Annotated in this window: 7 protein-coding genes and 1 pseudogene; 3 read left to right on the forward strand and 5 right to left on the reverse strand. The window is 63.6% G+C overall.

Features of this window, described 5'->3' with window-relative positions; translation table 11 throughout:
- A pseudogene (locus LAN64_08985) lies at positions 1-98 on the reverse strand (DNA-directed RNA polymerase subunit alpha).
- 120 nt (positions 99-218) lie between these two features.
- Between LAN64_08985 and LAN64_08990 the strand changes: the two are divergent.
- Positions 219-1,418, forward strand: coding sequence for a prolyl oligopeptidase family serine peptidase (locus LAN64_08990; protein ID MBZ5567971.1), 1,200 nt, complete (start codon positions 219-221; stop codon positions 1,416-1,418).
- A 50-nt stretch (positions 1,419-1,468) separates the two neighbouring features.
- Here the strand turns inward: LAN64_08990 and LAN64_08995 are convergent, their stop codons facing one another.
- From LAN64_08995 to LAN64_09010, 4 genes are all read right to left on the reverse strand, one after another.
- Positions 1,469-4,780, reverse strand: coding sequence for an FG-GAP-like repeat-containing protein (locus LAN64_08995; GenBank protein ID MBZ5567972.1), 3,312 nt, complete (start codon positions 4,778-4,780; stop codon positions 1,469-1,471).
- Positions 4,781-4,937: 157 nt separating this feature from the next.
- Positions 4,938-6,626, reverse strand: a complete 1,689-nt coding sequence (locus LAN64_09000) for a CRTAC1 family protein (protein ID MBZ5567973.1) — start codon at positions 6,624-6,626, stop codon at positions 4,938-4,940.
- Positions 6,626-9,475 (reverse strand): tetratricopeptide repeat protein, encoded by a 2,850-nt coding sequence (locus LAN64_09005; protein ID MBZ5567974.1) that lies wholly within the window; start codon positions 9,473-9,475, stop codon positions 6,626-6,628. Before LAN64_09005 ends, LAN64_09000 begins: the two co-directional genes overlap by 1 nt.
- Positions 9,476-9,580: 105 nt before the next feature.
- Positions 9,581-10,996, reverse strand: a complete 1,416-nt coding sequence (locus tag LAN64_09010; protein ID MBZ5567975.1) for an amidase — start codon at positions 10,994-10,996, stop codon at positions 9,581-9,583.
- A 230-nt stretch (positions 10,997-11,226) separates the two neighbouring features.
- Between LAN64_09010 and LAN64_09015 the strand changes: the two genes are divergently transcribed.
- A complete protein-coding gene (locus tag LAN64_09015; GenBank protein ID MBZ5567976.1) occupies positions 11,227-12,255 on the forward strand; it encodes a tetratricopeptide repeat protein in 1,029 nt (342 codons plus the stop codon).
- The gene (locus LAN64_09020; protein MBZ5567977.1) at positions 12,252-14,060 is read left to right on the forward strand and encodes a CRTAC1 family protein; all 1,809 of its coding nucleotides are present in this window, start codon (positions 12,252-12,254) and stop codon (positions 14,058-14,060) included. Before LAN64_09015 ends, LAN64_09020 begins: the two co-directional genes overlap by 4 nt.
- The last annotated feature ends 280 nt before the right edge of the window (positions 14,061-14,340 follow it).

Consider the following 14,340-nt stretch of genomic DNA (forward strand, 5'->3'; position numbering starts at 1 on the left):
GCAGAGAGTTCCGCAAGAGACTTGCGGCCGAAATTTCGGAACTTCAATAGCTCCGATTCATTCCGCCGTACCAGATCGGCGAGGGTTTTGATGTTCGCTGGGTAGCCGACGCCGCCACGTGGAACGCCCGCGAAATCTGGCACAGCAACGACGACGCCAACGGATCATTCCCCAACCTCGTCGAGGAGGAGGCGTTTCGCTTCGCCGCCGGCGACCGCGTGATCTTCGCCAGCGAGCAGGACGGCTGGGCGCACCTGTACTCGATCTCCGCCAGCGGCGGCAAGGCAACGCTGCTCACGCCGGGCCAGTTCGAATTCGAAGATGTGGCGCTCAGCGCGGACAAGAAATCGGTGATCTACACTTCCAACCAGGACGACATCGATCGCCGTCACGTCTGGCGGGTGCCGGTCGCGGGCGGAACGCCGCGGCCAGTTTCGGGCGGGGAAACGATTGAATGGGCGCCCTTGGAGACGGGCGACGGGAAGTTCGTGGTCTGCCTCGGCTCGACCGCAACCTCGCCGGCCATGCCGTATTTCCTGACCGCGCAGGCCCGGCAGATGATCGCCAAAGAAGCGCTGCCCACGGATTTCCCCAGCGCCGAACTGGTCACGCCGAAGCAGGTGCTGTTCAAATCAGAAGACGGGCTGGAAATTCACGGCCAGCTTTTCGTCCCGCCGGGTCGCATAGCGCCTGGCCCCGCGCTCATCTTTACGCACGGCGGCTCGATGCGCCAGATGATGCTGGGCTTCCACAACATGGGTTACTACCACAACGCGTACGCCGAGAATCAGTACCTGGCGTCGCTCGGCTACGTGGTGCTCTCGGTGAACTACCGCACCGGGATCATGTACGGGCGCGCGTTTCGCATGGCGCCCAACACCGGCTGGCGCGGCGGAGCCGAATATCAGGATGTGGCCGCCGGGGCGAAATATCTGCGCTCGCTGGCCTACGTGGACGCGCAGAAGATTGGCTTGTGGGGCGGCTCCTACGGCGGGTATCTGACCGCGATGGGCCTGGCGCGCAACTCCGACCTGTTCGCCGCCGGGGTGGACATGCACGGCGTCCACGACTGGTTTTCGGAGGCGCGGCACTGGCACCCCACGCTGGGCGAAGACGCGCCTGACCTGGAGCAGGCCAAGAAGCTGGCGTTAGAGTCGTCGCCGATCTCGACGATTGCGCAGTGGCGCTCGCCGGTGTTGCTGATCCAAGGCGACGACGATCGCAACGTCCCGTTCGACCAAACCGTTGATCTGGTGCAGCGCCTGCGTGCCCAGAAGACGCCATTCGAAACCGTCGTCTTTCCCGACGAGATCCACGACTTCCTGCTGTGGCGAAGTTGGGTACGTGCCTACCAAGCGACGGCCGACTTTTTCGACCGCGTGCTGAAACGCGGCGAGAAAGTCGGAGTGCCGAACTAGATCGCCAGCAACTGCGCTGCGGGGTCTATTCGACCATTTGGCATATGGAGTCAGTGGGCCGACGCGCCGGGCTTGAGCGGATCGTGTGGCAAGGTCTGATACCGGAACCGGTATTCCGACTCCGCCGCTCCCCAGTAAAAACGCGTGTTGTATTCGAGCAGGTAATGGATGTAGGACGCGTCGCGGGGCGAGCTTGCCGGCGCGTAGGGATATTCCGGCATGGCGTGGAAGGGCAGCGGTTCGACCGTCTGCCCGTCAGCGGCGTAGAAATCCATGTCCTTCTCGAAGCCGTCGGCGAAGAAAAAGAAGTCGCGCTTCCAGCCGGGCGGTAGCACGGGAAGCTTGGCGGGATCAAACTCCAGTTGCACCTCATCGCCGGAACCGAAGACGACGTGGCGATCGTCCGCCGCCGACAGAAGTTCGCGCACCTCGCCCAGCCGAGTGTACGCGCCCGCCTGCCGCGCGTACGGTCCGGTGAGACTCACGTCTGCGTAGATATAGGAGAGGTCGCCGGGCGTGTTCCCTTCGATGGGACGCGGATAGCCGTGGAACGCAAGCTTCGCCTGCGCCAGCGGCACCTCCTCGGTGCGGACGGGAACGCCGGGCGCGGTGCGATCCACCAGGATCTGGTCCCAGTAAATCTGCAAGTTGGCGCCGATGCGAATGCGGCGCGTGCCAACGGGCAATTTGCCGGTGAGATCGGCCACCGTGGTACGCGAAAGACCGGCGGGGAAGCCCATGTCCTCGACGATTTTTTCCCAATGGCCTTCGGGATCGAGCGCTTCGACGTAGGGGGCCACCGGCGTGAGGCCCGCCTGGCCGGCGGCGTACATCGAGGTCGCCGTGAAGTATTCGATGTAGCCGTGCAGCAGCAGGCGCAGCGGACCGGATACATACGGCGCGCCCAAGTCCAGTTCCAGTGAATGCGGCTGAGTGAAGCCCTTGTAGGGAAGCAGTTCGAAGGCAGTGACGTAGCGGTGATCGCGTTCGCGCAACACGGGTAGCACATCGCGCCCGCGATCATCCCATGCGCCCGCCGGTGGCCGCGCATTGTGGCTGGCGATGACCTTGAACTCCGGAAACGGGGGATTCGAGGCGAAGTACTCGTTGGGATACACCTCGACGTCCGCGGGATGATCCACGGCGAGCAAGCGCACTTGGTCGAGGTACACCACTTCCTCCATCGGCTCCATCAGGCGGAAGCGCAGCCAGCCGCCGCGCGCGGCGACGTGGCCGACCTTGATGTACTCCGTCGGATCCGGCGCATTGCGCTGCCCCGGCCCGATCCAGTGGCCAACCACGCCCGCGCCGATCATGTCGGCGACGAAGCGGTACCGGCTGCCGTCCCAGGCAAACAGCAAAGGACACGAGCTGCCGCGGCGGTCAATCTCATCAATCTTCGCCACGCCCGCGGCGACATTGACTTCGTCCTGCACCACCCCGGTGGGCCAGAGCAGGCGCAGCATATCGACTTGCTTCTCCCGGCCGATGCCGATGTCCACCGTGGTGACGCTTTGGCCGAGGTAGCTCGATCCGGTCACCTCGCGCTTCTGCCACAGGGTTCCGGCAAACGCTTCGAGCTTGGTGCCGACGCCTGTCTTGTTGTCTGCCAAGCCTTTTAGCGCCACTCGCAGCGATGAATTCTTATTGCCGCCGCGGTTGCGAAACAACACCGGTGAAAATCCCCTGGCTTGCGTAACCAGGACGTCGTCAGCGCCATCACCGTTATAGTCCGCGATCACAATTGCGCGCGGGTTGGTGAGTTGAATTTTGTCAAGCCCGACCTGTGCGGTGACGTCGGTGAACCCGTTTGCTCCGATGTTGCGCAGCAGGCGGATTTCCCCACGACCGTCCGCGGTCTCGCCAACAGCGACCAAGTCAATCCAGCCGTCGTTGTCGTAGTCGAAAGCGGCAACACCCCAGGCGCGAGTCCAATGCATATCCGGGAGAGATACCGGCTCGAAGCGCTTACCCTCAACATTCCGCCACAGGGTCAACCCCGGCGCTGAGCGGTGCGTGAACGCCAGGTCCATCCAGCCGTCTTTGTTGAAGTCCAGTGCCGCCACGCCGACGACCGGCTCCACCGGCTGTGACCACGGCTCGACCGGCTTGAACTTCCCTTCCCGGGGATTGACCATCATGCGCGGCGGTTCGCCGTCGGTCGCAACCAACAGGTCAATCGCCCGATCGTTATTGAAGTCGGTGGCGACAACAGAAAAGCCTGGACCACCACCGAGTCCGGTTTGTTCCGTCCATTCAGTAAAGGTTCCGTTGCCATTGTTGCGCCAGAGCTGGCTGTTGGAAACTTTCCCGGCGCTGCCTGTAACCGGATTGCCGGAGACGTACAAGTCCACATCGCCGTCGTGGTCGTAATCAATCCACGCCAGACCGAATGGCGCGTGCGTGGCGCGAACGCCGCTGGTTTCGGTCACATCTTTGAAGGTACCGTTGTGCTGGTTGTGAAACAGGGCGAGGTGATCTTCGAAGCTGAGCGCAACATCGGTCCAGCCGTCGTTGTCGTAATCCGCAGCGGCGCAGCCAATCGCGTGAGCGCTCGGATCGAACCCCGCCGGGCGAGTCACGTCGGCGAAACGCCCTCGACCGAGATTGCGAAGCAGTGTTAGCCCGCCCTGCGGACCGTTGTCACCGAGCAGAAGATCGGGGAGGCCGTCTCCGTCGAAGTCGAGGAAGCAAGCGCCGGAGTCGAAAGGATTCGGCGAGACTGGTTTGGCCGGTTTTGCCGTTGTAGCCAGCCCCGCTTCGATGGTCACGTAAGCAAAGCGCACCGGAATCGCCGGCGGCGCGGACTGCAGCAGGGCCTTGACCGGTTCCGCCAGCGAAAGCGGACCCTGCTCACCGTAAGCCTGTCCGACAACCGAGCCCAGCTTGTTGCGCGTGAGGTCCTGGAAGCGCGCCAAGTGTGGCTTGGCTTCTTCGGTTTCGTTCACACGCAGATAGGCCCGCGCCAGTGCGAACTCGGCCGAGGCATGAAACGGATCCAGCGCCAGCGCTTGCTGCAGCGCCGCAATCGCTTCCTGCTCGCGATGCAACTGCGAGTAGATGGCACCGAGGAAATAAGCGGTGTCGGCGTCTGCGGGGGCCAGCTTGGCGGCGCGGCGGAAGTCCTCCAACGCGGCCACGTCCTGCCCTTGCGCGCGATCCAACAGGCCGAGGTTGTACCAGGCCTTGGCGTGGTTCGGATCGCGCTCGACGATCCCCCGTAGCAACCGCCGCGCTGGCGAGAAGCGCTGCAAATTCAGCAGCGCAATGCCTTCATTCAGCCGCGACAATTCCAACTTGGGATCAAGCTGCTGCGCGCGCCGGAACACGCGCAGCGCATCCTCCAACCGCTGCTGGCCCATGTAGGCCACGCCGATGTTGTTCAGGCGCAATGCTTCGGCCCGCGGATTCACCTTCGGCGCGGGTTTTCGAGACTGCGCTACGGCGCTGCCCACCGCCAAGGCGGCGGCCAGCACGCACGCCAGCCACTTCGAACCGGGCGTCCGTTCCAACAAGGTGCTATTCCGATCGCTTGGAGTACTTGCGAGAAGATATTACGCCGCGGCCTTGCTGGATAGTAACCGTCTGGTCGGCGGCGACGTTTTGCAGGCGGTCCACCTGCCCGCTGGGCCACTGCACTTCGACCTCGGAGGTTTGTGGATTGGCGCCCAGGCCGAAGGTCAGCACCAGCTCGCTTTGCGACAAGTAGCTGGAGCCGCTGCGCAGCATCTGCCACTGTTGGTCCTTGCCGGAATGCACGCGCACCACCGCGCCGATGCCGTCGCGATTGGATTTTGTTCCCACCAGTTTGACACGCAGGCTGTGGTTGGTGGCGCCGTCGTTGCGGAAGAGCACGGCGGGGCCGCCGTTGGTGGTGATCAGCAGGTCGAGGTCGCCGTCATTATCAATATCGGCGTAGGCGGCGCCGCGCGCAACCCGCGGCTTGTCAAAAGCGGCTCCCGCCGACGCCGCCACATCGGCAAACTTTCCGTTGCCGAGATTGCGGAACAGATGCGGCGGCTGGCGGTACTTGATGCGTTTCTGGATGCGCTCGATGTCGTTATCCAAGTGCCCGTTGGCAACGAACATGTCCAGCCAGCCGTCGAGATCGAAGTCGAAAAAGAAGCAGCCAAATCCCAGCGTCAGCAGGCTGGCGCGCCCGACCTCGGAGCGCGGCGCTTCGTCGACGAACAAGCCGTTGCCCTCGTTGTGATACAGCGCCATCATCTGGTTGGAAAAATTCGTGATGATGATGCTGGGCCGCCCGGAGCGGTCGTAATCGGCCGCATCCACGCCCATGCCGGAGCGCGCCACACCATCTTCGCTGAAGGCAATCCCCGCGGTGGTGCCGTGCTCGCTGAAGGTCCCGTTGCGGTTGTTCCGGTAGAGTTTGTTGGGCTGGGTATCGTTGGCCAGCAGCAGGTCAGGCCAGCCGTCCTGGTCGTAGTCGAGCACCGCGACGCCGAGCCCCTTGGAATTCGGGTCGTGCAAGCCCGCCTTGGCGGTCGCGTCCTCGAACTTTCCGTGACCCAGGTTGTGCCACAGCCGCAGCGACGCTCCCTTGTACGACTCCGGCGTGCAGTACGACTTGTGCGTCCCGTCCATCGTGCAGAACAGGTCCTTTTCGGGCGACCATTGCACGTAGTTGGCGACCACCAGGTCCAGCAGTCCGTCTTTGTCGTAATCCACCCAAGCCGCGCTGGTGCTGAATTCCTGGATGCCCCACAAGCCGGCGGCGCGCGTCACATCGGTGAAGGTCCCGTTGCCGTTGTTGTGAAACAGCCGACTCTGGCCCACCGCGGTGATGAAGATGTCGTCGTAGCCGTCGTTGTCGTAGTCGCCCACCGCCGCGCCCATGCCGTACATGCTGACCGCCAGCCCGGCCTTGGCGGTCACGTCGCTGAACGTGCCGTTGCGGTTATTGTGATACAGCTTCAGCGTGGTCGCGGCGCGCCCATGTCCCGGCCAGGCCGCGCCATTGACCAGCAGGATGTCGGGATAACCGTCGTTGTCGTAATCCAGGAATGCGCAGCCGGGGCCAAGCGTTTCCGGGAGATACTTTTTCCCGAAGGCGCCATTGTTGTGCACGAAGCGGATGCCCGCCTCTTGTGTGATGTCACGGAATTGAATTTGTCCCGGCTTGCTTTGCGCGACCGCCGAGGCCGCCAATGCCACTGCCGCCAGCACGCGCGCAGAAAGGATTTTCATCACTTGCCGCCGCCCCCATGCGCCGCATACCTCGCTACTTGCGCATGCTCGGCGTTGTAGGCGGACAGCACCGCAAGGGGCACGGACACGTGATCATGGATCGGCTGGCGCTCGTTGTTGTCCTCCGGATGCGTCCGCCGGTACGCGCCCGTGATCGCCTGCGATGACTCATCCGCCTTGAAACGCAGGTAGAGCATCTGTTCGCGCCGCGCGTCCGCCTCGTTCCCCAGCCCCTGATAGCACAGCATCAGGTTGTAGTGTGCCTGCAGGTCCTCCGGATCGATCGCCAGCACCGCCTGAAACTGCCCCACCGCTTCCCCGTACTTGCGCTGCAGAAACTGAACGCGGCCCAGGTCGTTGCGCGCCACGCGATCGCGGGGATATTGCGCCAGCACCTGCCGCAGATGCTTCTCCGCTTCGTCGTACTCGCCGACATTACGCAGCACCCGCGCGTAAAAATAATGCGCCGCCGCCAACTGTGGCTTCAGCGTCAGCGCCCGTTCCAGCACCTGGCGCGCGCGTCCCATGTCACCCTCCTGCACAGCCACGCGCCCAAGGTTCACCCAAGCATCCGCCTTGCTGGGATCAATCTCGGCGATCTTCTGAAACGCCGCACTCGCGCCCTTCAGATCGCCTTGCAGGAACAGGCCGATACCGTAATCGTTCCAGCGCGTCCAGTCATCGGCGAGTAACTGGGTTTGCGGACGCGGATTGGGCGCGCCGCGCGGCGCCACCCGCAGTGCCACCTCGTCTTCCGCCAGCGCCACGATGGGCAAGTTGGGGACGGACTTGATCTTTCCCGACACATCTGCCGTGCTGCCGGTGAACACCATGCGGCGATCGTCGTAATTGGGGGTGAATTGCGCCCCTTGCTGCTGTGGATCGGGAATCCCGGCAAAGGAAAACTGCGTGTTCCACCAGGAGAACTTGCGGTAGCACAACCGGGCATGCAGCTTGATCTCGCCTCCGGCGTTTTCCGGCACATGCAGCCGGAAGTGCACCGTATCCGCCGCGCCCGGCGGAATCAGGTGAACATACACCACCGCTCGCGCCGACCATGCGTTGCGCTTGTTAATGGGATTGCCATTGCCGTCAACCAACAGGGCGCGATAGAAGTGCGCTCCCTTCTCCACCGGGCCGCGGCCGTTGTCTCCCACCATGCCGCTCCAGAACAGGACCTGGCCTTTGCTGTCGATGGCTTTCAACTCCAGCCAGGTGTCGTAGGCATCCACGGTGCCACCAGGGAAGAAGTGTCCCACAGTTCGCGTGCGCACCACCACGTCCACGCGCATGGTGTCGCCGCGGCGCACTACGCCCCGCACGCGATTGAGCGGGGCCGTAACCGGCGCGGCTTCGAGGCCGGAGGGCGCAATGTTGGTTTCACTTTCTTCGCCCACGCCGAAGGTGGTTGCCATCTCGCTGGTGGGGCCGCCCGTAGCCTGCTCCGGGGGCAGCGCCGGAGACAGCGCGAAGATGTCCACCGAGACAGATTTTTTCAGGAAATTCTCCACCGCGGCCAGTTGCGCGGCGTCTTGATTGGCAGTCGGCAGAGCGGTGTTGGCGGCGGCAAAGGCATGCGAGCGAAGGATTCCCTTCACGTTCCCTGCCTCGTTCGACTTGACCGGCGGCATGTGGCAATCGGCGCATTGCGCCGGCTTCGGCGGATAGTAGAACGAGCGCGCGCCCTGGCCCGACACGCCGCTCGCCTGCCAGTTGTCGTATTCGTTGAAGCCGCGGATCCAGCGGTAGTGGTTCACCGGCACATCGAGATGGACCTTGTGGCAAGTTGAGCAGAACTCCGCCGTCTGGGTGCGCATGAAGGGCTTGAGAAATACCCGCCGGTGCGGTTCCGGGTTCAACTTCACCATGAAATCGTGTAGCGCGCGGACCACCGGATTCTTGCTCGCCGCCAAGTCGTGCAACTGCGGGTATTCCAGCAGGAAGTCGCCCTGCCCCATGGTGCTCTTTACCTTGGCGATGGAGTGGCACATCACGCAGCCCAGGCCCGCCTGCGCCTCCGGCTTATGAATGTTCCGCTTGATCGGGGTGTCCATCATGCCGCTGAATAGCACCGCCGGATCGTGACAGCCGCCGCACCACTTGGACGGCCGCGTGCCCACCACCTCCTGCATGTACTCGATACTCTTGCGGTACCACTGGTTGTTGAACGAGGAAAAATGGTGCGCCGAGCCGTACCACTGTTTGTAAATCGTCTCGTGGCAGCGTTCGCAGGCTCGCGATTCCAGGAAAAACTTGCCGGGAATCAGCTTGCCGTCGGCGGTCTGCGCCGAACTGGGGAAGAACGTGCCCTTGGGGCCGTCGCCCTCTCCGTCCATCGCCGCCGGCGCGGGACGGTTCTTGATGACGTGGCTGCGCAACCACTCTCCGTTGCGCCACGAGTAGCCGAAGCCGGAAATCGCCGCGACCGCGACAATACATATCGCGACACGAGCTACCGCTCCACCGGCCCCGGCAAACCAGCGGCGCCTTTCCCATCCATGCGCTGCCAGGGCCACAACCGCGGCCAGCGAAAGCAGGATGTGGAGGTACATCCAGTTCCACGCCGAGTGCGGCGTTCCCGTGAAAATCAGAAGCACGCCGAGAATTCCGCCGGCGCCGAACAGCGCCCACCCAGCCCAGGATAGCGCGCTCCATTCGCGAAAATGGCGCACCGCATACCACGCCAGCAGCACCATCGCTACTACGCCGGCAAGCACATGCAGCAGATCGATGGCCGGGTAAACCAGCGTGGGCGACGGGAACGTGTACAGGTAAACGGCGGAGAGAAACAGGAAAGCGACCAGCGCCGCCAGCACCGTGCGAACAGAATTAGGTCGCCTGACTGACATATCTGCCACAACCCCCACAAATTGTCGGCTAGCTTATCCGCTGGGCAGAGGTCATGTCCAGCGCCGGCGGACCGCAGATCTATCGCGGAGCGAGTAACCGACGCTTCATTCGGTGCGTGCTTCGCGCGTCCAGGTCAGCGGAGGCGGCTGCCATCCGAACGCCTCTTCGATCACCGACGCCACTTCGAGTACTACCTCTTCCTCGTGGGGCCTGCCGATCACCTGCACTCCGATCGGCAGTCCTTCCGGCGACTTCGTCACCGGGACCACGGCCGCCGGCAGACCCAGCAGGTTGAACCACTGCGTGAAGCGCATCGTCACCAGGTAATTCGCCGGGTCGCCCTCGGTCCATCCGCCTTCGCCATGGCGGAATGCCGGGCCGCTCGAGACCGGCAACAGCAAAACCGGCCACGTCTCCATCTGCTGCAGGAAGCGCGCGCGCAACAAGTCGCGGTTGATCAACGCCGTCAGCAGCCGCTCGCCCGACATCGGGGGTTCCGCCGAAAAGGTCGCGAGAAAGCGCACCAGCATCGGGCTCAGCTCGGCTTCGCGAGCCGCGGCCACGCCCCTCACCAGCATCGAACCCGCCTGGCAGAAGAATACGCGCCACAACTCGCCCGCTTCTTCCAATCCTTCCGGGCGGACGGACTCGACCGCCAAACCCGCGCGCTGAAGCGCGCTCGCGGCAGCGTGCACGGCGGCGCGAGTCTCCGCAGACGTGGTCCCCATCGCCTCGTCGGTCAAACATCCAATCCGCAAATGGCGCACCGTGCGGCGGTCCGCGGCGGCCGGGGCAAAGTTGGCGGACATGGGATCGCCGAGATCGTACCCACTCATGACGCTCAACATCAGGCGCAGATCGGCAACCGTCCGCGCCATGGGCCCAACCACGCCCAGGAAGGCGAACGGCCCCACGCAGGCGGGAAAATGCTGCGTCCCCGGAATCCGTCCCGGCGTCGGCTTCAGCCCGCAGATGCCGGTGAAATGCGCCGGCACGCGGATGGACCCGCCGCCGTCGCTGCCCACTCCCGCCGCCACGCATCCCGCCGCAATGGCCGCCGCCTCGCCGCCGCTCGATCCGCCCGGCGTGCGCTGCAGATCCCACGGATTGCAGGTCCGGCCAGCGAGGACGTTATCCGTCTCGTAGGCCATCAGCAGCTCCGGCGTATTACTGTTGCCGAGAACAATGGCGCCGGCGCGTTTGAGCCGCGCTACCAGCGGGGCGTCAGTTTCGGCAACATACCCCGCCCGCAGCCGCGAGCCCGCCTCGCACCTCAGCCCGGCAACATCAATCGAGCTCTTGACACTGATCGGCACGCCAAACAGCGGCGGCAGCTCCGCACCGCGTATCAGGGCCGCGTCCGCTTCGGCAGCCTGCCGCGTGGCGCGATCGCCATCCACTGTGACGAACGCATTCAGCCGCGGCTGCAGTTCGTCGATACGTTTCAAGTGCGCCGATACCAACTCCAGCGGCGAGACCTTCTTTGTTCTTACCATCTGCGCCATTTCAGCGGCGCTCATCGTCGTCAGGGAAGTCGTCAAGCGAATGCTCCGGAAGAACTGTGTTGGAACTGAGCAGACTACCGCAAACCTCGGCGACGCGGTACGCTTTGGTATCATGACGCGGTAAAGTGGTGCAAGCGCCGGGCTTCAGCCCGGCGAGACCGATGCCGCAACCGCAAAGGGGTTTAGCCCGGGTGGGCGAGGGCTAAACTTCGCAGGGGTGTCGTTTGAGGACTTGCAGTAGGCGCGTGGTGACGCTGCTCAGGTGGGTTCCCTTCGCCGTCATTGTCCTGATTTCCACAGCCGCTCTGGCGCAAGAATCAGGGGCCACCCTGATCCAGCAGGGCCAACAAGCGCTCCGGGCCGAGCAATTCAACCGGGCTGCGGAAATTTTCCAATCCGCGGTGCAGCGCGATCCTGCGAGCAAGTCCGCCTATTCCGGGCTTCTGCTCTCCTGTCTGAAATCCAAGCGCGCCGCCGATGCCATTCGCGTGGGCACGCAAGCGGCCGAGCGCTGGCCCCAGGACGCCGATTTCGCTCACTACCTCGGCCTCGCCTACATGCAATCCGGCGACCTGCAGCAGGCCATCCCGCATCTGCAGCGCGCCACCACGCTGGCGCCGCGCGACTTCGACTCGCATTACGACCTGGCGCTCGCCTTCCTCGAGCAAAACCAGTACGGACCTGCAGCGGAACAACTGGAGCAGGCCGTGCACATCGATCCTTCAGCGCCGCTGGCTCACATCCTGCTGGGGCGCGCCTGCCAGAACAGCAACCGCACGCTGGAAGCGGTAGAGCAGTTTCAAATCGCGCTCCGCCTCGATCCCAAAATCCCGCTCGGCCACTACCATCTCGGTTTCGCTTACGGCAGCCTGGGGAGGAATCGGGAGGCCATCGCCGAATATGAAACCGAGTTGCGCGGCGGCAACCGCGATGCCGAGGTCTATTACCAACTCGCTCACCTGCAACTGGAACTGGGCAACCTGCAGGCTGCGGTTTCCAACGACCGTGCCGCCCTGGCAGTGAAACCGCGCGCCGACGCCAACTACGACCTTGGTAAAGCTCTCGCGCTGCTCGGCGAGACGCAGGCCGCACGCGAAGCGCTGGAGCGCTCCATCGCCCTCAACCCGAACGACCCCAGTCCGCACTACCAACTGGCGCGCGTGCTGGCTCAACTCAATCAGCGCCCTGCCGCCGAACAGGAAATGAAGCGCTTCGCCGAGCTGACCCAGGCCCAGCAGCGCGCCGGAGGCATGGCCTCGGGCCGGCTGCAGTGACCACCCACGCTCACCTGTCATTCCGCAACGCGCACCTGACCGCAGCCGCCGTCCTGTTGCTGTGCGCCTTGCCGCAGTCTGCGCAAACCAAGTCCAAGCCATCGCATCCCATCAAGCCCGCTGCGGCTTCCGGCCGGTTGCGCTTCCAGGACATCACCCGCGCCGCCGGCATTGATTTTCAGCCCGCCTGCGGCACTGCCGACAAGCTCTACATCATGGATTCACTCTGCGGCGGCGTCGCCTTCTTCGACTACGACAACGACGGCTGGATGGACATCCTGCTGGTCAACGGTTCCACCCTCCCCGACCTCAAAGCCGACAAGTGCCACGCCTCCAAGCTCTACCACAACAATCACGACGGCACCTTCACCGACGTCACCGCCCGATCCGGCCTGGCGCACTGTGGCTGGGGCTTTGGGGTGGCCATCGGCGACTACGACAACGACGGCTGGGAAGACGTCTATATCACCGACCTCAAAGGCGGCGCGCTCTACCGCAACAATCGCGACGGCTCCTTCACCGATGTCACCGCCAGAGCCGGCGTCGGCAACCACGGCCAGTGGGGTACCAGCGCGGCATTTGGCGATTACGACAACGATGGCTACCTCGACCTGTACATCGCGAATTACGTGGATATCGATCTCGACCACCTGCCCGAATTCGGCAGCGGCATCTACTGCCAGTACCGCGGCATCCCGGTCTCATGCGGTCCCCGCGGCATGAAGGGCGCGCGCGATCGCCTCTATCACAACAACGGCGACGGCACTTTCACCGACGTTTCCGAAACGCTGAACATCGATGCCGACCTCGGCTACGGACTCGGGGTGCTCTGGCTCGACTACGACCGGGACGGCTGCCTCGACCTCTACGTGGCCAACGATTCCACGCCCAGCCTGCTCTACCACAACGATTGCCACGGCCACTTCCGCGAGGTTGGCGCCGAAGCTGGCGTGGCCTATAGCTGGGATGGCAAACTGCAAGCCGGGATGGGTGTTGATGCCGCCGACTACGACCATAGCGGGCTTCCCAGCATTGCCAAAATCAACTTTTCCGACGACACCAACAACCTCTACCACAATGACGGCAAAGGCCAGTTCACCGACCGCGCCGGTCCCAGCGGCTTTGGTCCCGTCAGCATTCCGTTTCTTGGGTTTGGCGTCCGCTTTGCCGATTTCGACGACGACGGCTGGCCCGACATTCTGGTCGCCAACGGGCATGTGAACCCGCAGGTAGACAATTACAAGTTCGGAGTTACCTACCGCGAACACCCGTTACTTTTTCGTAACCTCGGTGGGGGCAGATTGGAGGAGGACGGACTCCGGGCAGGATCCGCGCTGGCGGTTCCGCGGGTCGGCCGCGGTCTGGCCGTTGCCGATTTCGAAAATACCGGCCGCCTCGGCGCGCTTATCACCGACTTGGCCGGCCCAGCCGTCTTACTGCGCAACGTCGGGTCGGCCCACGGCCATGCGATTCGCATTAAGGCTGTCGGCACCCGATCTAATCGCGACGGCTTCGGAGCGCGCGTCGAGGTCCGCGCCGGCGACCTGGCGCAATCCGACGAAATCCGCGCTGGTAGCAGTTATCTGTCCGCCAGCGATCCACGCCTGCACTTCGGTCTCGGCCCCGCCACGCGGGCCGATATGATCGTGATCCGATGGCCTTCCGGGTGGGTGGACACCATCCGCAACGAGTCCGCCGATCAGGAATTGACCATCCAGGAGGGCCGGGGCGTGATTGCCCGGCGGCCGTTTGCTTCCCCTGTCCCTGCCGCGCCGAAGACCCACCAACACCCGGTCCGCAAGTAAGGCGGCGGCTGAATTGCGCCCGCTGATGTATTTACTTGTAAGTAAATTTACCTGTGTTGATGCCTCCCGCCATCCATTCCCATTTTGGTATGGGACAGGACTAGCAATATGGTTTTCTGTAGGAGCATCCCATCCCATCGGACCCAACTAGTTGATCCGCCTTGATTACGGGTTTGGGCAACAACGTGCCCTATTAAATGTCACTCAGGGGTGGGGTATTCCCGGTTAGTGACCAAATTGCTAATCTGCGAAGTGTTCTTCCCACCCAGCCAGGGCCCAC

The organism is Terriglobia bacterium, assembly GCA_020073185.1.
Classification (GTDB): Bacteria; Acidobacteriota; Terriglobia; order Terriglobales; family Acidobacteriaceae; genus JAIQGF01.